The following is a 17,929-nucleotide window of genomic DNA, read 5'->3' as shown; positions in this document are numbered from 1 at the left end:
ATGAAGCACGGCCCCATTGCGCTGATTGACCCCGGATTCCCGGTGATCGTGGTGGCCACGAAGAGCCCCACGTATGACAAGGTGATTTCCAACATCCAGGAGTGCAAGGCGCGCGGCGCGCTGGTGGTGGCCATCGCCACCGAAGGCGACGAGGAAATCAAGAAGCACGCCGACTATGTGATCTACATTCCCAAGGTACGCGACTGCTTCAGCGCTATCACGGCAAGCGTGCCGCTGCAGCTGTTCGCGCGTTCCATCGCGCTCGCTCGCGGCTGCGACGTGGATCAGCCGCGCAACCTGGCCAAATCGGTCACGGTCGAATAGAAGGTTCCGCCGGCTTGCCAGCCGGCGGAACGCCTTGACGCTGCGGCTTCCTCTAGCACCCAATCTTGTCGCGATTTCGCGAGCTCACGTAGCAAAGTACGCTATGCTCGCGAAATCCCGCCAATCTCGGGTGCTAGAGGAGCCCTCGCTGACATTTTTTTTGATCTGCGGTTTTAGAAAACGCCCGAGGATTCGTGCCTCGGGCGTTTTGCGTCTCGCTACTTTATGCGTTCGGGTAAAAGTCCTTCGCGGTAGGCGGCGATCAGGCGCTCAAGGTCGTTTACGCGAGCGCGCAGACATATACCCTGGTCGGTGTCGGCAACGAGCGTGCGCCTCTCGACGCGCTCGACCACGCGGCGCGTCGAGTGAATGTCAATCTCGCGCTCCACTGCAGCCGCCGCCGACTCAAGCGGCTCATGCGCCGCGAGTATGAACGCGTGCGAATTCGAGATAAGCGTATAGCCCGCGATGCCCGTGGTGGGCTGGTACGCACGCGAGAACCCGCCGTCGATGGTGAGCACGCGTCCTCCGCATTTCACCGGGTCTTCGCCATCTTTTGCCTTGACGGGCACGTGGCCGCAAATGATGCGCGATGCTGCGGGGTCCATGCCGAAGTCCTCGAAGATGACGGCCATCGCGTCCGGATCGTCGAGGCGTGCATAGAAGGGGTTCTTGACCTCTTTGCGCGCCGCCTTGTCGGTGACGAAGTAAATCTCGAACGTCGCCATCTTGCTCTTTGCGAACAGGGGCGATGCGGGGCTCAGCCACAGCCACCACATGAGGTCGCGCCCGCGTTTGCGCTCGAGCTCATCGGCGCTGTAGAACGCCGCGCGCACGTAGCGCTCCAGCACGTCGTATAGCTCTTTGCCCTTGCATACTTCGCCGAAGATATTCGCCTCTTTAAGCGAACCGTCGTCATTCAGCGGCACGCTTGCGTGGAATAGGAGGCTGCCGTTGGAGATCTTATACAGGCTGCCCACCTTCAAAAACAGGCGCATGTGGCGCTGCAGCTTCTCGCAGCCGATGAAGACCTGCTCAAGGCGCTGCATGACCTCTTCTTCCTCGGGTGTGAGTGCGTAGGGGTCGGCGGGGTCGACGGTGGGGAGCACCTTGTCGGCCAGTTCGTATTCCACGCCATCCACCACGACCGTGCCGCGTTCGTAGTCGATTTTGTCCAGCAGCTTGCGGTCTTCCAGGCCGAACTCGGGATACTCGTCAATGAGCCGGCCTTCCACCTTGAACTGGATAATGGCCATCGCCTTCTGGATTTTGACGTTCATCTGATACGCCTGCTCGTCAAGGTCGGGGTTTCCCTTGAGCCCGAACGCCACGCAGGGGTCGTCGCGGTAGGCGCTCATGGCAAAGGTCGCGAGCGGCAGGATGTTGATGCCGTAGGCGTCTTCAAGAATCGAGAGGTTTCCGTAGCGCGCGCAGTTGCGCACCACATGGGCGATACATCCGCGCTGCCCTAGCGCCGCACCCATCCATACGATGTCGTGATTGCCCCATTGGATGTCCAGGCAGTGGTACTTCGCGAGGGTGTCCATGATGGCGTCGGGCGCGGGGCCGCGGTCGTAGATGTCGCCCAGAATGTGCAGGTGGTCAAGCGAGAACCGTTGAATGAGCAGGCACAATGATTCGATGAACGCCGTGCCGCGGCCGATTCTGATGACGGAATCGATGATGGCACGGCGGTAGTCGTCGCGGTCGACCGCGCAGTTGTCCTCGGTCATGAGCTCGTGAATGGCGTACGCGAACTCTTTGGGATACGCCTTGTGCACCTTGGAGCGCGAGTATTTGCCCGACGCCCGCTTCGCCACGGCGATGAGCCGCTCGACCGTCTGCGCGATCCAGGCGTCCAGATCGGCGAGCGTCGGCATAATAAGGCGCAGCTTTTCATGCGGGTAATAGATGAGGGTGGCCAGCTGGCGCTTTTCCGCCTCGGAAAGCTCGTCGCCAAACGCGTCGTCTATCTTCATGCGAATGGAGCCCGACCCGTTTTTCAGGAGGTGCGCGAACGCCTCGTATTCGCCGTGGATGTCCGATGCGAACAGCTCGGTGCCTTTGGGCAGGTTCAGGATCGCGTTCAGATTGATGGCCTCCGCCGAGGCGTCGGCGATTGTCGGGTACGATTCAGAGAGCAGTTCGAGATAACGCAGGTCTTCGGCGTTCATGCGTGCCTCCTTGGCGTTGGGCGTGGTTGTTTCGCAACTCATGCGTTGTATCTTACTCACATAAAGCGAGCCAGGGCGGACAAAACCTGCGGAAGAGGTTTCTTGTCGGTCGAGGCATGAGTCCCGCAAGTCGGGGCATGTGCGCAAGGGGTGGCCTACGCTTCGGCGTCTCGTGCGTGTCGCTGGGGTAGTCGAGCAATTCGGCGCATTTCCCGTCCCGTGCCCTTTGTGCTCACCTGCCATTTTGTTGAGGGATCGGGCGGGCCTCGCGCTGCGTAAATTGTGGGGTACAATACGCCCTAGTAAAGCGGCTTTACCTTCTTTGGCCGCGGCCCATCGCCATATCCAAGAAAGAAAGGCATCGCATGCCCGTTGGTTTGGGAGTAGATATCGTCGAGATCGAGCGGATGAGGCGCATTCTCGACCGCACGCCTTCGTTCGCGCGCAAGGTGTTCACCCAGGGTGAGCAGGACTATTGCAATACTAAAGCGAATCCTGCCACGCACTATGCCGCCCGTTTTGCCGCCAAAGAGGCGGTGTGCAAGGCGCTGGGCACGGGCATTCTGACGAACGGCATCACTATGCATGACGTAGAGGTGGTGCGTGATTCGCGCGGCAAACCGGCTATTGCTCTTCACGGTGCCGCTGCCCGCGTGGCGGCTGAGCAGGGCGTTATCGACGTCCCCCTTTCGCTTACCTACACTCATAGCGTTGCCGTGGCAAATGCCGTTGCCATCACCAAAGAATCGCAGGCAGAACGCGAGAAGCACCGCGACGTGAAGGCCGAGCTCGCCCAGCAATTCAAGGAGCTCCGCGGCATGCTGGACGACCTGAGCGGCGAAACCGCCAAGGCGGCCCAGGAGGCGCAGGGCGCCAAAGACGACGAGCCTTTGCACTCGGATGGCCCTGCTTTTCCGAACGAAATGACGGCCGATGAGCCTCGGGGGGGGGGCGGCTCCCGGTAACTCCGCCGAATGTTTGACAGCGCATGAAAACACGGTGCATGACGCTTTGGACAAATCGGGGAGGAACTGAGTATGAGCAAACTTACGAAAAAGAGCGTGGCGCGGTTGTTTCCGCAGCTCAGGCAGGATGCCAATAAATATACGCGCGGTACGTGCGAGCTGGTTGTGGGCGATAGGAATTTCCCCGGAGCGGGCGTGCTTGCCACGATGGCGGCTACGCGCATGGGCGCGGGGTATGTGAAAACGTACACGTCGGACAAAACGGCGATTGCGCTGCGCATCGCGTTGCCCTCTGCTGTAGTCGCGCCGTTCAAGCAATACGGCCTTGAGTGTCATGCGCAGGATGCGTCGCACCCCAGCGCCACCGTGGTAGGGTGCGGCCTTGCGGGGACCGAAGGCAATATGACCCTGGTCAGAAGCGTTATTGCCGCGGCGGCCGTGCCGCTGGTGATTGACGGCGGCGGCTTGACCGCCATCGCCACCGAGTCGGGGTTCGCTGCGTTGGCGGAGCATCGCCTGAATGGTTTTCCGGCAATCCTCACGCCGCACGGCGGCGAGGCCGCGCGACTCATAGCGGCGCTTCCGCTCGACTGCGAAGAAGAGGCCGATCCGCGTAACCCCGCCCAGCAGGCGCTGCAAATCGCTCGTGCCTACGATGCGGTGTGCGTGCTCAAGGGGCCGCAGACCTATATCGCTCGTCCGGACGATACGAGCATCAAGAGCGTTGCCGTGTTCGACGGCGGCACGCCCGCCCTTGCCAAGGCGGGAACTGGCGATATCCTGGCCGGATGCATCGGGGCTTTGCTTGCGCAGGGGCTTGAGTCGCATGACGCCGCAGCACTCGGCGTGGTGGTCCACGGAACGGCGGGCGTTCTGGCCGCGAAGAAGATGGGCGCATTCTGCACTACCGCCGAAGACGTGCTGCGATTCCTTCCCAAGGCCGTCATGGAGGTCGCCGAATAGCGTGCCAAGGCAGGATGCACGCTGCAGCGGATGCGGGCTGCGGCGTCGTCTTGTGCGCACGCGGCTGCTGCGGTTGTGTCGCTCAGGTTACGAATGGCGGGTTGTCGCTGTGGTTGCCCGCTCAAACGCGTAATCTAATCTTTGCAGAAAACCGTGCGTTAATGCCGGATTGTGCGTTAATGTCTGAAAGGTATCGCGCTTTCTGCTCGCCAGGCAAGAGAAAGAGGACGCCATGGCTTACGACAACCGTAATGACAACATCCGCGTGAAGGTTCTGGATTCGCGCGACGAATTTCGCCCCGGCCGCAACGGCGGGTCGGTCAATTGGCCCCGCTTTGTTTCGGGTGCTTTGCTGCTTTTATTCGGCCTGATATGCGTGTTTAGCCCGCTGGCGGTGCTTGCCGGGTTCGCCGCTATCGTGGCGTGCGTCATCATAGCGAGCGGCGCGGTGAGCATCGTGTCATATATGCGTTCGCGCAATACGATGTTTGCCCAAAGTGGGTGGAACCTGTTCTGCGCGGTGATGATCGTCGTGTTCGGCGTGGTGCTGCTGGCGTTCCCCATGATCGGCGTCGCGACGGTCGCCTGGATGTTCGGGCTGGGCATCATTGTGTTTGGTGCCGTGCAGATTTTCACCGCGCGCCGCCTGAGCCTGTTCGGCGGCGGTATGTGGGGCATGCTGATGGGCGCTGGCATTCTCGAGGTCATTCTGGGCATCCTGCTGTGCGTCTTCCCCGCGTATTTGGGTGTGTTCATCGGCCTGTTCGCCATCGTGCATGCCATCGACATGATCGTGTTCAGCCTCCCCATCGGCCGCGACCGCAGCAACGGTTTGTGGTAGACGGCTTCACGGTCTTCGCGGGGCTCCGATAAGAAATCGGCAAGATTCTGGCAAGGTTTTAGCGAGAACACGAGGGGTCTCGGCCGAGAATTCAATCGAAAAGCGAGCAGGTTCCTGCAAGATTTTACGAATTCAGTCAGGGTCATTCCGCATAATCCGCACCGTAAAAACCGAAAGTGCGGGAAAGGGTTTGGCAAGGTTTCGAGGCTATGCTTGATTCGTATGAAAAATGAATCGGGCTTTCCTCGCGAGTCCGCTCGCCGCGGCGGCTATTGCGCTCGCTTGTCGCATGCGGGATGTATGAGCGTGTCGCTTTCCGTCATGGGGGCGTCGCTCCCAGCGCGCGGACATCACGCCTATTTTCCGACGCATGCTATACTCGCGCCATTGAAGGTAAGATGGCCCGATTCACGGTAGAGGAGGTGAAACGATGGCAACTGAGTCGTTCTTCAAGACATTCAAACCCACTGAAGAGGGCTGCATCATGATGTTGCGCGATATGATGAGCAACGAGCCTAGCAAAATTCAGCAAGAGATTCTTGCAATGCCCAAGCACGGCGTCATGGTTGGTGAGGATATAACGCTGGAGGAATTCGCGGCCATGAAGGGAAGTGCTCTTCATGGACAACGGTAGCCAGCTAAGCTATACGGTGCTTTCGATTCGAGAGCTCGCGGAATATGTTTCGCATGACGTGTTGACGGAGGCTTTGCGCGCCTTTATGTGCTCGCGTGACCCCTCTATTGAGCGATTCGTCCGCAACGAAGCGATTAAATTCGCCGAAGAACTGTATGGGACCACCTATGTGTTTCTTGATAAAGAATCCTGGCTTCAGGACGAGCTGCGAATCCTGGGCATTTTCACGCTTGCCATTGCAACGGCAGATTTCAGCGGGCTGTCTAAGTCTCAGCATAAGAAGGTATTCGGTCATAAATCCCATGGTAAAACGGGACCTCATCGCGGCGTGTGGCTTCTTGGGCAGTTTGCCCGTGCGGACGGGGTGAATCCCGATACGCTTTCCGGGAAAGAAATGTATTCCTGGGTTCTACAAAAGTTGCGCCGCTTGCGCGAGGGGTCTTCGGGTCGCGCATTGATTTTGGAGTGCGTACCTGATTTGGTGCCGCTTTACGAATCCTACGATTTTAAAGTGCTTCCCGTGGATGATTCCGATAAACGTCTCGTAACTATGTACGCCATTCCTGAGCCCAGCGCTCTCCTTTGTATTCGGCATGTGCGTGAGGCTGGTGTTGCCGCGCGGCGCCTGGAGCCATAGCGTCTATCAAGCAGACATATGCTTGCATTCCGCTCTAATTGCCCCTTAATCACTTGGGGCGTGCTTGTTGACTGCATAGGTTCGGTGTTTGAGGCGCGTTAGTGCTACGCGATTCGCCTATAATTTCAACCGTTTGATATGGAGCGTGCCCTTTGTGCGGGCGTTTATCGCGCGATATAGAAGAGGGAATCATAGTGGCTGAACAGGAACAACAAGTTGAACTAACGCAAAACGATGGCGCAGAGCCTGCGCATGGCGCTTCGACGTACCCCGAGCAGCAAGGCCTGTTCGACGCTGCGATGGCGGCGAGCGTCGTAAGCGAACCCAAGACACGCATTGATGCCTTGCGCAAGGAAATCGAGCATGCGTCGTACTGCTATTACGCGCTTGACGCCCCCGTTCTCTCCGACGCGGCGTTCGACTCGCTCATGCGCGAACTGCGCGAGCTTGAGGCGGCGCACCCCGAGTTCATTGACTCGTCGAGCCCCACGCAACGCGTGGGCGGCTATGTGGGTGAGCAGTTCTCGCCCGTGCGTCACGCCCAGCGGATGTATTCGCTGGACAACGCCATGGACCTGGACGAGCTTGATGCCTGGATGGAGCGCACGCTGGACGCCATCGGCCACGATACGCAATTCGTTTGCGAGCTCAAGATCGACGGCTCGTCCATTTCGCTCACGTATGAATCGGCCGTGCTGGTGCGCGCCGCCACCCGCGGCGACGGCGTGACGGGCGAGGACGTGACCGCCAACATGCGCACGGTGCGCGATGTCCCGCTGCGTCTGCGCGATGCCGGAATCGTCGGCCTGACGGATTCCGACGCCATGGCCGAGGTCCGTGGTGAGGTGTACATGCCCAAGAAGAGCTTCGACGCGCTCAACGCGGCGGCGGAGGCAAACGGCAAGGCCGGCTTCGCCAATCCCCGCAATGCTGCTGCCGGTTCTCTTCGTCAGAAAGATCCCAAGATTACCCAGGGTCGTGACCTGGCCACATTCATCTACGCCATCGCCGATGAGCGCGCCATCGTGGCGCAGAGCCAGTGGGAGCTGTTGGAATGGCTGCGCGATTCCGGCTTCCACGTCAACCCTGACGTGGAGCTGTGTGACACGCCGCAGCAGGTGCGCGCGTTCTGCGAGCGCGTGGCCGAAAAGCGCGGAAACCTGCCATACGACATCGACGGCGTGGTGGTCAAGGTGAATTCCTTTGCCATCCAGCGTGAGCTGGGCTTTACCGCCAAGGCTCCGCGTTGGGCCATCGCCTACAAGTTCCCGCCCGAGGAAAAGACCACGCTTTTGCGCGATATCACCGTGCAGGTAGGTCGCACGGGCGCCATCACGCCGGTGGCCGAACTCGAACCCGTGCATGTGGCGGGTTCCACGGTCGCGCGCGCTACGCTGCATAACCTTGACGAGGTGCATCGCAAGGATGTGCGCGTGGGCGACACCGTCATCGTACGCAAGGCGGGTGACGTGATTCCCGAGGTTTTGGGTCCGGTGCTCGCGCTGCGTCCCGAAGGCGCCCAGCCGTGGCAGATGCCCGATGCGTGCCCCAGCTGCGGAAGCCCCATCGTGCGCGAAGAGGGCGAGGCCGCGTTCCGCTGCATTTCTATCGATTGCCCCGCGCAGTCGCTCGAACGCCTGCTGCACTGGGCCAGCCGCGGCGCCATGGACATCGATGGCATGGGCGAGGAAATCGTGGCGCGTTTGGTGGAATCCGAGCGCGTGCGCGACGTGGCGGACTACTACAACCTCACCGAATACGATCTTGCCACATTGGAAACGGGTCGCACGAACAAAGAGGGCGAGGCAATCCATCTGGGCTCGACCATCGCTGCCAAGCTGGTCGCGGCAATCGAAGCATCCAAGAGCCGTTCGCTCGCGCGCGTGTTGTTTGGCCTGGGCATTCGTCACGTGGGTAAGACCACAGGTGAGCAGCTTGCCGCGGCGTTTCCCAGCATGGAGCGCCTGATGGCGGCTACCGAGGAGGATCTTGCCCAGGTTGACGGCATCGGTGGCATCATCGCGCAGAGTATCGTCGCGTTCTTCGCGAATGAGGACAACCGCGAGGTCATCCATCGCCTTGCGCGCGCAGGCGTGACCATGGAGGATGCGACCACAGGCGACGATGTTCCCCAAACGCTGACGGGTATCACGTTTGTGCTTACGGGGTCGCTCGTGCAAAGCGGCATGACGCGAGACGAGGCCGGGGCGCGTCTGAAGGCGATGGGCGCCAAGGTGTCGGGCAGCGTGTCGAAGAAGACCGGGTACGTGATTGCTGGCGAAGCGGCGGGCAGCAAGTATGACAAGGCAGTCTCGCTGGGCGTCCCCGTGCTTTCCGAGGACGACCTTCTGCGTCTGCTGGATGCAGGGTCGCTCGAGGCCGCGGGCATCGCGCCGCGCGAATAGGCTGATTGTCGGCCGCGCCCTGAAGCAAACGGCGATACGGTGCAGTTTTTGGCGGTCGGGCAAAGTACGCAGTCAAGTCAAAAATGCCCGAACAGGGGAAACGCGCTCGTTGCCGCCGCCTTATGTGTTGCGGCTTAGAAAAACTGCACCGTATCGCCGTTTGTTTCCTTTCGTTTCGGCAAAGTAAGGGCTGTGAATCATTGGAAAATCATTCATGCTGCAGTTTTTATGGCTAGGGCAAAGTAGGCAAAAGATGCGCATACTTGTGACCAGGGGAAATGCCAATCGCATACTGGGCGTACTATGCTGAGCTTCTCAAAACTGCAGCATGAAGGGCACATCCACGCTGCCGTTGCTTGACGAATCATTGCAATAGCCGTTCCGCAGTCGCGAGCGTGCGAAATAGCGGTATACTGGCAGGGCGCTGCGGCATGTGGCGCCCTTTTATTCTCGATTTCTTTCAGAACCCTGTGCACGATAGAGGTGGTCCGAGCCATGCAGGAAAGGTTGAGCGTTTACGACGAGAAAGTGCTGCGTCGCCTGATTCAGCTTGAAACCGCGCGTCGCCAGGAGCGCAAAGAGGGTCCGCTCGCCTATATCAAGCGCGATACCGAGGCGGGCGCCGCGATGCGTCGTTTGGATCAGATGGGCATGATCGGCGCCATGTACAAAGACGGCAACCCCTACGTGGTGGAGGTCCTTGCCAAGGGATATTCGTACATCGGCGTGGTCGATGCCGAGCGTGCCGAAATCATGCGTGTCGAGCGCCATCGCAAGGAAGACCGTCGTCATGACTGGTTGGTGAGCGTGTTCACGGTGGCAGTGGCCATGATCGGCGTTATTGCCGGTTTTCTTATTGGGAAGCTCGTCTAGCGATTGCCCCCTTGCCACATTTTAGGTTTTGAGTAGGAAAAGGCCCGGTCAACCGGGCCTTCTGCTATCGTTGCTGACTGCTGACTGCTGACTGCTGACTGCTGACTGGCGGGCATGCTCATGGTGATGGCATCTGCGGTCGACGTCATTGCTGGTATTTATGCCACCAAGTCCCAAATCACCTTCACGAACAGCATCGCCAGCACCACCACGATGATGGGGCGTACGATTTTGGTGCCGTCCTTCATCACCAATCCGCTGCCAATATAGTTGCCCAGGATGCTGAACGCCGCCGCGGTGAGTCCGAGCCCAATCCACACCACGCCGCTCGACAGGAACGTGACAAGCGCTGCCACATTGGACGCCAGATTGGCGACACGCACCTCTCCCGATGCGTCTTTGACCGGTAGTTTCGCCAGCGCGGTGAACGCTATCAGCATGAACGTGCCCGTGCCCGGGCCGTAAAAGCCATCGTAACCTCCCACCAGCAACGATACCGCCGCCACGATGACAACCTGGCGGCGCGGGGAAATCTCGGCGTCCTCCGGAACGTCCAGCGTGCGTTTGCGCAGTACGAAAAATGCCACGATAGGAAGGGCTACTATCAGCAGGATTTGGAACACGCCGGCGGGCGTGAGCAGCGCCAATCGCGCACCGACCGCCGATCCGACAAGGGCGCCTATGGCCGCGGGAATGGCCAAGCGCATCATAATGTAGCCGCCGCGCGCCATGCGGAAGGTCGCAACCATTGCGCCGATGGCGGACGACAGCTTATTGGTGCCCAGCGCGGCATGCGCCGGCAGCCCCGCGATCATGTAGGCGGGCAGCGAAATCAATCCGCCGCCACCTGCGATGGAATCCACAAGGCCCGCCAGAAACACCAGGGGGCAAACTATGAGCAGCGTAATCGGGTCCATGTATACCTTGTCTTGAATGGCGGGGCAGATGCCGATGGCTAAAACGTGCGGATTATAATACTTGTTTCGAAGCATGCTGGGCGCATTTTGAATCTGCATGTCGTTTTTGCCGGTTGGCGCCCTGAGCGGTGACGGTTGCGGCAAAACATACGATATAGGTGCTGGCGCTCCAAAGGCTATTGCTTCACGATTCGTAATCCGTGGGGTATTTTGCCCTGTTGAATAATGCCGCTTTGCGGCAGGATGGGAGAGCTACATGGGTGAGCAAAACGCCTCTGCGCGTACGACTCTCAAAAAGCTTGGCATTATCGGCGGAGTCGGCCCTGCCGCGACGGCGCGCCTGTTCACGCGCATCGTTGAGCTGACCGATGCCGCCATCGATCAGGACCATATCGATATCACTATTTTCAATCGTCCCCAGATTCCCGATCGCACGGCATACATTCTGGGCAAAAGCGACCAGTCCTATATTCCTGCGGTGCGCGATGCGGCGCTGGAACTTGAGCAACTGGGCTGCGACGTCATCTGCATGCCGTGCGTGACGGGGCATTACCGCTCCGAGGAAACGTTTGGCGCGCTGACCCGCGCCCATGCTGTACACATGCCTATAGAGACCGCGAAATTCCTGGTTGAAATGGGCAAACACACGGTAGGCGTGATGGCTACGGACGGCACAGGCCATGCGGGCGTGCTGCAAGACGCCCTGGAATCGCTGGGGCTTACCGCGGTGCTTCCCGAGCCGGAATTCCAGGCCAAGGTCATGTCCATCATCTATGACAACGTGAAGGCCGGCCGCCCGGCCGACATGCAGGCGTTCTACGACGTGTGCGCGCATCTGCGCTCGCGCGGTTGCGACAGCGTGATTCTGGGCTGCACCGAGCTGTCGGTCATTCCCGCGCCTGCGGTTGCCCACGGCATGCTCGTGGTGGACGCCATGGAGGTGCTTGCCATGCGCGCGGTGGAGGAATGCGGCGCGCATGTGAAGGAAAGCGCCCGCGTGCTGGGCTAGGGGACAAGAAAATGGCCACGGAGGAAACTCAATTCGTCTTGGAAGGCGGGAAGCTCGCGCAGAGCGATGGCGCGCAGGTGCGTGCGCCGCGTCAGCTAGACGGCCTTGCCGTGTTCGAGGACATGCGCTGCTATCGCGACCCCAAAGCGGGGACGCTCTATGTGTTCCGACTCGATGACCACATGAAACGACTCGTGCGTTCGATGAATCTTGCCATGATGGATGCGCCCTGTACGGCAAAAAAGCTTTCGGGTTTGATTCTTAACGCCGTCAAACAGAGCGATTGTGCTGAGTGCTGCGTGCGCGTGACGGCGTATCGCGTGCAGCCTTGCGACGCGCCGGGCGGGGATCCGCTTGCGCAAATTGCGATCGCATGCCGCGGCATTGGAGTCTCTGCTGACGCGGATGCGGGTGCACAGCCCGACTCCGACTCGGCCTTCGGGTCCGTTTCCGATGCGGATAACGATGCGCCCTCCATTTCCCGTTCCAGCATGCAAGGCGAGCATGCCGCCCAAGCGTTCATTTCTTCGTGGCGGACAATTCCGGTCGATTCCCTCCCATCGGCGATGCGCTGTGTTGCTGCATCGTCGGTTTTTGCCCTGGCGCAGCAGGAGGCCGCGGCCTTCGGTGCAAGCGAAGCCGTGCTGCTCAACGCAGAAGGTCTTGTGTGCCAATCAACCTGCGGAAACGTGTTCGTGGTGCGCGATGGCGTGCTGTCGACGCCGCCCGCATCGTCGGGTGCGTACGACGGCGTCATGCGCGATACCGCATTGAACCTCGCCATGGATTTAGATGTGCCTGCCATCGAGGAACAGTTGACGCGCACTGATCTGCGCATCGCCGATGAGGCGTTTCTCGCAGACGACGTGCGCGGGATTGTGCCGCTCATCTGCGTCGACGGGCATCAGGTGGGCAAAGGCAAGCCCGGCCCCATTACCGAGGCCCTCCAAAAGCACCTCGCCAAAGCGACGACGGGAAACCTTGACGGCTATTCGAATTGGCTGACGGAAGTGAAATAGGAGCGCATGATGGCTCGTATCAATATCTTCGACCTGCACTGCGACACCCTTGATCGGTTGGCGTTGCATGAAGCGGCTGCCGACCTGGGCTTTTCTGAGCATGACGCCCATATCCCGGCGGAACGCATGTCATCGCTTTCCAACAACGACGCCCATATCGACCTCGAGCGCATGCTTGGCGCGGGCTACGGCTGGTGCCAGTGCTTCGCTGCGTTTATCCCCGACGGACTTGGCACGCAGCGTTCGTGGAACGTGTTCGAAACGGTGCGTGATTATTTCCGCAGCCAACTCGAGCAGCATGCGGGCCTCATCGAGCAGGTGCATGATGCGCGCGACATCCGCCGCATCATCGGCGAGCGCAAATGTGCAGCCATCTTCACGGTCGAGGGCGGTTCGTTTATCGAGGGCGACGTATCGCGCGTGCACGAGGCGGCCGACGCCGGCGTGAAAATGCTCACGCTCACGTGGAACGGCAAAAACGCTATCGCATCGGGCAATCAGACGACCGATGGGCTTACGCCTTTCGGCCGTCAGGTTATCGCCGCCATGGAGGAGCGAGGCATGGTGGTGGATGTGTCCCATCTCAACGATCGCAGCTTTTGGGATGTCGCGGAGGCAACCACGAAGCCTTTCGCTGCGTCGCACTCCAACGTGCGCAGCGTGTGCGGGCACCCGCGCAACCTGACCGACGAGCAGGTGCGCCTGGTGGTGGAACGCGGCGGCCTTATAGGCCTGAACTTCTGTCGCGACTTCCTGCGCAACGACGGCGCCGATCCCACGCCTGATGACGTGCTGCGCCACGTCGATCATTTTCTCTCGCTGGGGGCGGAGCCCGTCTTGGCGCTCGGCAGCGACTACGACGGATGCGACGTACCCTCGTGGCTTGACCCCGCAGAAAAGGTGGGCGCACTGCATGCGCTCTTCACGCGCGAGTTCGGCGAGGATATTGCCAACGCCATCTGCTTCGAAAACGCCTGCGCCTTCTTCGAACGCAACGAGGCATAGATTTCGTCGTTCGGCAGAGCGGCGGAAAACTTGATGAGACGCTGCGGCATCAAAACGCGTCCTCGCACTGCTGTTTCGTCCTTGCCTCGCAGCGTGCGCTATTCCAGCGCTTCTCGCGCTTCGAACAGGGTGGCGGCGATAATCGCCACGTTTTCCCGTGCCTCTGTGCAATCGGGCTGGCTGGTCATGATGCACATCACGTACGTGCGTCCGCCCGCCCTCACGATGCCGGCGTCGCATACGGCGTTATACGCGGGGTTGGAGTCAGCAATCCATCCTGCCTTATTCAGCACCTCGGCATCACGTCCATCTTCGACGCTCAGGATTCCGTCCCGGATAAACGACGTACGCGTCTGACTCAGCTGCTCTGCGAGCCATGTCGCGCTCGACCCATCGGACTCCAAGTACGTGAGCGCATTCGTCCACAGCTTGGCGGCGCTGCGGGCGCAATACGTGGGGTACCACGTCAGGGGGTCGCGCGGCGCGTCAGCCACACCGAGTTCCGCGATCCAGCTGTCATACCCGTCGCCGTCGTACTGATTGCGCAGCATGCCGTAGGCGTCGTTGTCCGATTCGATGACGGCCGCCGAAATCAGCTCGCCTGTCGGATATGTGCTCGCGCCGCTTGTTGCCCAGCTGCTTGCGGGGTTGATCGCGATGCTCCCGCGGTTGTTCGACACGACTTCGACGGGCGAATTCAGCGTAATTTTGCCTTCATCGATAAGCGCCTGGCACACATACACGGCGTAGGGGCCCTTGAATGAACTCGCCCCGTATACCGCCGTATCGGCGTTGTACGCGATACCGTTACCTGTGCTGGCGTCAAAGAACGCCAGGGCGACATTGCCCAGGCCCTTGGCATCGTCAATGGCGCTCTGGATGGCTTTCAAATCACCTTCGGGAATGCTGGGCGCTTCATCGTCAAGCAACGAGAAAGCCTGCAGGTCTGTCCCGGTGGGAATAACGTCAAGGTCGGTTGGCGATATTGCAGCCAGAGGAACCTCCTCGTTCGCAGCTTCTTCCGCTTTCTGCGCCTTTTTTGTCGCTTCATTGTGCGCGGCGTAGATGTCCATGATGTCCTCCTCCACTGAAGAGAGCATGTTGGGCTGAGCTATGGTGTGAGCGAGGGCGAGTTTGACCGCGTCGGGTGTGGTGGCGACGGATGTTCCCGTGTTGTGCTCTTCTGAAGAGAGCCGCCAAGCGAAGACGGCCGCCGCGATGAACGCAACGGCGATGACCACGGCAGTGATGGTGGTCGCGATGGAGGAGGCGCGGCGCTTGGCGTTGCCCTTCTTCGGGGTTTCCGCCGATGCGTGCTTTCCTTTGCGCGAGTCGTCTGCCATCCGTGGTTCCTTCGCTGATTCTGCAGGTGATTAAGCGTAATAAAGTATATCGCGTATTTCGATGGCATGAGGCGCGGGGGCGCCAGTCTCGCAAAGAGTTCTGCCCATGAGCATCAAGCGGCCGGCCTTTTTCGCGGTCGGTCTTTTACTCGATTCGGCAAAGGATTCTCTCGCTGAGGGTGTTGCAGCGGCCAATCCTATACAATGTCAGAAGCGGCACAGTGCCGCCGATCAGCCAATTGCGCCGGCGCTTTCGCGCGGCAGGATAGGAGGCCACCATGGTGGATACCAAGGCGTTCAGGAGCTTGAGCTACGGGCTCTATATTGTTACGGCAAAGGCGGGCGAGACGCAGGCGGGTTGCGTGGTGAACACGTTCGCGCAGGTCACGTCGCAGCCGCCGCAGGCGAGCATCGCCATCAACAAAGACAACTTCACTACGGGCGTCATTCTGGAGGCGGGCGAGTTCGAGGTGAGCGTGCTTGCGCAGGACGCCCCGATGGAGCTCATCGGACGCTTCGGGTTCCACACCAGCGCCGACACCGACAAGTTCTCCGATACGCAGACCGCGCTCGATGAGGCGGGTATTCCCTATGTGACCGAGCACGTCGTGGCGCATTTCCGCGTGCATGTGAAGCAGACGATGGATCTGGGAACGCATGTCTATATCATGGGCGAAGTCGTGGAATCCTCTGTGCTGTCCAAGGATGAGCCCATGACATACGCGTACTATCACCAGGTGAAAGGCGGAAAGACTCCGCCTAAGGCCTCCAGCTACGAAGGCCCTGCCGATGTCGGCGCGGCCGATGGTACTCCGGCGGCCGGCCCCTCGGACGATTCCGCATCTGCTGATGGATCGCCCAAATTCGCCTGGCGCTGCACCATCTGCGGCCACATCGAGTACGTGGATGAGCTGCCCGATGATTTCACCTGCCCCATCTGCGGCGTGGGCAAGGAGATGTTCGAGCGCATCGAGCTGTAGCGTGTGAATGCGCTGAGCTGTAGTGTGCAAATATGGCGAGACGTAGTCCAAAATGCATATTTTGACTAAAAAATTGAATATAACGAATTTTTTCTTGCATTTGGCGGTGTCGTCGCGTAAGGTAACACCATTCACTCCAGCAGAGTGGAGTTTGACGCGCAAGCGTCGCGCACAGTAAACCGGCATCATGCCATACACGTCAGGAAAGGAGCATGCAGCATGGCCATCCGCAACGCACAGCAGCTTTCTTTCCGACGCCAGGGCCGACGATTCAACCTGCGACGAGCTCGCATGGTGTCTGCGGTCCGCATGGGGTAATTCCTCGATGTGATTTCGTATAGGAACGCATGACAGCATCCGGGCTCGCCCGGGTGCTTCTTTTTTACCCGAAAACCGGTCGGTTGGCGCAGGGGCAAGCCCCGAGCTCCACCAAAGCAACCAAGTGCAACGCACGGCAGGAAACGCCCCGCAAGGGCACAAAGGCAAAAGCCCCGCGGGGCAGGAAAGGCAGGATCAACCATGGCACAGGAAACCGCGCAAAAGGAAAAGGTCGTTCTCGCATACTCCGGCGGCCTGGACACATCGGTATGCCTCAAGTGGCTGCAGGTGGAAAAGAACCTGGACGTCATCGCTCTGTGCGGTAACGTGGGCCAGGACGAGGAAGACCTCGAGTACATCAAGCAGAAGGCGCTGGACATGGGCGCCATCGCTTCCTACGCCATGGACATGCGCGAGGAATACGCCGAGGGCTACCTGACCAAGGCCATTGCTGCCAACGGCCTGTATGAGAACGAGTACCCGCTGCTTTCCGCCCTGTCGCGCCCCCTGCTGTCCAAACATCTCGTGGACCTGGCGCACGAGTACGGCGCCAAGTACGTTGCCCACGGCTGCACCGGCAAGGGCAACGACCAGGTGCGTTTCGAAACCTCCATTAAGGCCCTCGACCCCACGCTGGAGATCCTCGCCCCCGTGCGCGAGTGGGATATGCATGACCGCGACCAGGAGATGGATTGGGCCAAGACCCACGGTGTGCCGGTGCCCACCACCAAATCCTCCCCGTACTCCATCGATGACAACCTGTGGGGTCGCGCCATCGAGTGCGGCGTGCTGGAGAACCCCTGGAACGAACCCCCTGCGGATATCTGGACGCTCACCGTTGACCCCGAAGAGGCTCCTGACAAGCCTGAATACGTCGAGATTGGCTTCAAAGCCGGCGTGCCCTGCTCTCTCAACGGCAAGGAGATGCCCCTGCTCGACATCGTGAAGGAGCTCAACGTCATCGCCGGCGCCAACGGCTTCGGCCGCCTGGACATGGTGGAGAACCGTCTGGTGGGCGTGAAGTCGCGCGAGTGCTACGAGGTGCCCGCCGCCCAGACGCTGATCATGGCGCACAAGGCGCTCGAGGCTCTGACGCTTGACCGCGAGACCCAGCACTACAAGCTGGGCGTCGAGCAGCAGTGGGCCACCTGCGTGTACTACGGCCAGTGGTTCTCGCCGCTCAAGATGGCGCTCGATGCGTTCTGCGCCCAGACCCAGCAGTTCGTCACCGGCGAGGTGAAGGTGAAGTTCTATAAGGGAAATTGCACGGTGATGGGTCGCAAGAGCCCCTATTCGCTGTATGATTTCGGTCTGGCGAGCTACGGTGCCGACGATACCTTCAACCACCAGGCGGCCAAGGGCTTCATTGACCTGTTCAGCCTGCCCATCGTGGTGTGGTCGGCCAGGCAGGGCGAAGGCGCGCAGGGCTCTTCCGCCGAATAGCCCGAAGGCCCGATAATCGATTTTCGCGGCGGCGCGTCTTACAGGGCGCGCCGCTTGGCGTATCGTTTCGGCAGCCGTG

16 protein-coding genes are annotated in these 17,929 nt (G+C 60.2%); 13 read left to right on the top strand and 3 right to left on the bottom strand.

Going from position 1 to position 17,929, the window contains the following annotated elements; all coding sequences use genetic code 11:
* Window positions 1-324: SIS domain-containing protein (locus tag Q0J60_RS10360; RefSeq protein ID WP_294441292.1), on the top strand; the 324-nt coding region annotated here is incomplete at its 5' end.
* A gap of 218 nt (window positions 325-542) precedes the next feature.
* Here the strand turns inward: Q0J60_RS10360 and Q0J60_RS10355 are convergent.
* A complete protein-coding gene (locus Q0J60_RS10355; protein ID WP_294441297.1) occupies window positions 543-2,498 on the bottom strand; it encodes a fructose-1,6-bisphosphatase in 1,956 nt (651 codons plus the stop codon).
* 377 nt (window positions 2,499-2,875) lie between these two features.
* On the opposite strand from Q0J60_RS10355, the gene acpS reads away from it, so the two are divergent.
* The 7 genes from acpS to Q0J60_RS10320 all read left to right on the top strand — a co-directional run bounded on the left by acpS (window position 2,876) and on the right by Q0J60_RS10320 (window position 9,816).
* Window positions 2,876-3,463 carry a holo-ACP synthase gene (gene acpS, locus Q0J60_RS10350; protein WP_294441290.1) on the top strand — a complete coding sequence of 196 codons (588 nt, stop codon included), beginning with the start codon at window positions 2,876-2,878 and terminating at the stop codon, window positions 3,461-3,463.
* Between the two features lie 72 nt (window positions 3,464-3,535).
* Entirely contained in the window at window positions 3,536-4,426 is an 891-nt protein-coding gene (locus tag Q0J60_RS10345) for an NAD(P)H-hydrate dehydratase (RefSeq protein WP_294441288.1), read from the top strand.
* Between the two features lie 232 nt (window positions 4,427-4,658).
* Window positions 4,659-5,267: an HdeD family acid-resistance protein gene (locus Q0J60_RS10340; RefSeq protein WP_294441285.1), complete on the top strand. Its 609-nt coding sequence runs from the start codon at window positions 4,659-4,661 to the stop codon at window positions 5,265-5,267.
* Between the two features lie 430 nt (window positions 5,268-5,697).
* Window positions 5,698-5,901: a hypothetical protein gene (locus tag Q0J60_RS10335; RefSeq protein ID WP_294441284.1), complete on the top strand. Its 204-nt coding sequence runs from the start codon at window positions 5,698-5,700 to the stop codon at window positions 5,899-5,901.
* Window positions 5,888-6,538, top strand: a complete 651-nt coding sequence (locus Q0J60_RS10330) for a hypothetical protein (protein WP_294441282.1) — start codon at window positions 5,888-5,890, stop codon at window positions 6,536-6,538. Before Q0J60_RS10335 ends, Q0J60_RS10330 begins: the two co-directional genes overlap by 14 nt.
* Before the next feature lie 299 nt (window positions 6,539-6,837).
* On the top strand, window positions 6,838-8,943 hold the full coding sequence (gene ligA, locus Q0J60_RS10325; protein WP_294441295.1) for an NAD-dependent DNA ligase LigA: 2,106 nt from the start codon (window positions 6,838-6,840) through the stop codon (window positions 8,941-8,943).
* A 495-nt stretch (window positions 8,944-9,438) separates the two neighbouring features.
* Complete coding sequence (locus Q0J60_RS10320) at window positions 9,439-9,816, top strand: histidine kinase (RefSeq protein WP_294441279.1); 378 nt, start codon at window positions 9,439-9,441, stop codon at window positions 9,814-9,816.
* 158 nt (window positions 9,817-9,974) lie between these two features.
* Here the strand turns inward: Q0J60_RS10320 and Q0J60_RS10315 are convergent, their stop codons facing one another.
* Window positions 9,975-10,832, bottom strand: a complete 858-nt coding sequence (locus Q0J60_RS10315; protein WP_294441277.1) for a TSUP family transporter — start codon at window positions 10,830-10,832, stop codon at window positions 9,975-9,977.
* Window positions 10,833-10,989: 157 nt separating this feature from the next.
* Between Q0J60_RS10315 and Q0J60_RS10310 the strand changes: the two genes are divergently transcribed.
* From Q0J60_RS10310 to Q0J60_RS10300, 3 genes are read left to right on the top strand one after another with little or no spacing between them, the layout of a single operon-like run.
* Window positions 10,990-11,742 (top strand): aspartate/glutamate racemase family protein, encoded by a 753-nt coding sequence (locus Q0J60_RS10310; protein ID WP_294441275.1) that lies wholly within the window; start codon window positions 10,990-10,992, stop codon window positions 11,740-11,742.
* 11 nt (window positions 11,743-11,753) lie between these two features.
* Window positions 11,754-12,761 (top strand): aminotransferase class IV, encoded by a 1,008-nt coding sequence (locus Q0J60_RS10305; RefSeq protein WP_294441273.1) that lies wholly within the window; start codon window positions 11,754-11,756, stop codon window positions 12,759-12,761.
* A 9-nt stretch (window positions 12,762-12,770) separates the two neighbouring features.
* Complete coding sequence (locus Q0J60_RS10300; RefSeq protein WP_294441269.1) at window positions 12,771-13,766, top strand: dipeptidase; 996 nt, start codon at window positions 12,771-12,773, stop codon at window positions 13,764-13,766.
* 98 nt (window positions 13,767-13,864) lie between these two features.
* Here Q0J60_RS10300 and Q0J60_RS10295 read toward each other — a convergent pair whose 3' ends face one another.
* A complete protein-coding gene (locus tag Q0J60_RS10295) occupies window positions 13,865-15,109 on the bottom strand; it encodes a serine hydrolase (RefSeq protein WP_294441267.1) in 1,245 nt (414 codons plus the stop codon).
* 278 nt (window positions 15,110-15,387) lie between these two features.
* On the opposite strand from Q0J60_RS10295, the gene Q0J60_RS10290 reads away from it, so the two are divergent.
* Together Q0J60_RS10290 and Q0J60_RS10285 are read left to right on the top strand one after the other, a co-directional pair.
* Window positions 15,388-16,089 (top strand): flavin reductase, encoded by a 702-nt coding sequence (locus Q0J60_RS10290; protein ID WP_294441266.1) that lies wholly within the window; start codon window positions 15,388-15,390, stop codon window positions 16,087-16,089.
* Between the two features lie 519 nt (window positions 16,090-16,608).
* Window positions 16,609-17,850, top strand: a complete 1,242-nt coding sequence (locus Q0J60_RS10285) for an argininosuccinate synthase (RefSeq protein WP_294441262.1) — start codon at window positions 16,609-16,611, stop codon at window positions 17,848-17,850.
* Window positions 17,851-17,929 lie beyond the last annotated feature (79 nt).

The sequence above is a fragment of the uncultured Slackia sp. genome (genome assembly GCF_944321625.1).
GTDB lineage: Bacteria > Actinomycetota > Coriobacteriia > Coriobacteriales > Eggerthellaceae > Slackia.
This window is presented reverse-complemented; position numbering and strand designations above follow the sequence as displayed.

Excerpts from the sequence above, each read along its gene's own strand:
- Q0J60_RS10355 (WP_294441297.1), bottom strand. The coding sequence starts at position 2,498 with ATGAACGCCGAAGACCTGCGTTATCTCGAACTGCTCTCTGAATCGTAC.
- Q0J60_RS10345 (WP_294441288.1), top strand. The coding sequence starts at position 3,536 with ATGAGCAAACTTACGAAAAAGAGCGTGGCGCGGTTGTTTCCGCAGCTC.
- Q0J60_RS10340 (WP_294441285.1), top strand. The coding sequence starts at position 4,659 with ATGGCTTACGACAACCGTAATGACAACATCCGCGTGAAGGTTCTGGAT.
- Q0J60_RS10335 (WP_294441284.1), top strand. The coding sequence starts at position 5,698 with ATGGCAACTGAGTCGTTCTTCAAGACATTCAAACCCACTGAAGAGGGC.
- Q0J60_RS10330 (WP_294441282.1), top strand. The coding sequence starts at position 5,888 with ATGGACAACGGTAGCCAGCTAAGCTATACGGTGCTTTCGATTCGAGAG.
- ligA (WP_294441295.1), top strand. The coding sequence starts at position 6,838 with ATGGCGGCGAGCGTCGTAAGCGAACCCAAGACACGCATTGATGCCTTG.
- Q0J60_RS10320 (WP_294441279.1), top strand. The coding sequence starts at position 9,439 with ATGCAGGAAAGGTTGAGCGTTTACGACGAGAAAGTGCTGCGTCGCCTG.
- Q0J60_RS10315 (WP_294441277.1), bottom strand. The coding sequence starts at position 10,832 with ATGCAGATTCAAAATGCGCCCAGCATGCTTCGAAACAAGTATTATAAT.
- Q0J60_RS10310 (WP_294441275.1), top strand. The coding sequence starts at position 10,990 with ATGGGTGAGCAAAACGCCTCTGCGCGTACGACTCTCAAAAAGCTTGGC.
- Q0J60_RS10305 (WP_294441273.1), top strand. The coding sequence starts at position 11,754 with ATGGCCACGGAGGAAACTCAATTCGTCTTGGAAGGCGGGAAGCTCGCG.
- Q0J60_RS10300 (WP_294441269.1), top strand. The coding sequence starts at position 12,771 with ATGGCTCGTATCAATATCTTCGACCTGCACTGCGACACCCTTGATCGG.
- Q0J60_RS10295 (WP_294441267.1), bottom strand. The coding sequence starts at position 15,109 with ATGGCAGACGACTCGCGCAAAGGAAAGCACGCATCGGCGGAAACCCCG.
- Q0J60_RS10290 (WP_294441266.1), top strand. The coding sequence starts at position 15,388 with ATGGTGGATACCAAGGCGTTCAGGAGCTTGAGCTACGGGCTCTATATT.
- Q0J60_RS10285 (WP_294441262.1), top strand. The coding sequence starts at position 16,609 with ATGGCACAGGAAACCGCGCAAAAGGAAAAGGTCGTTCTCGCATACTCC.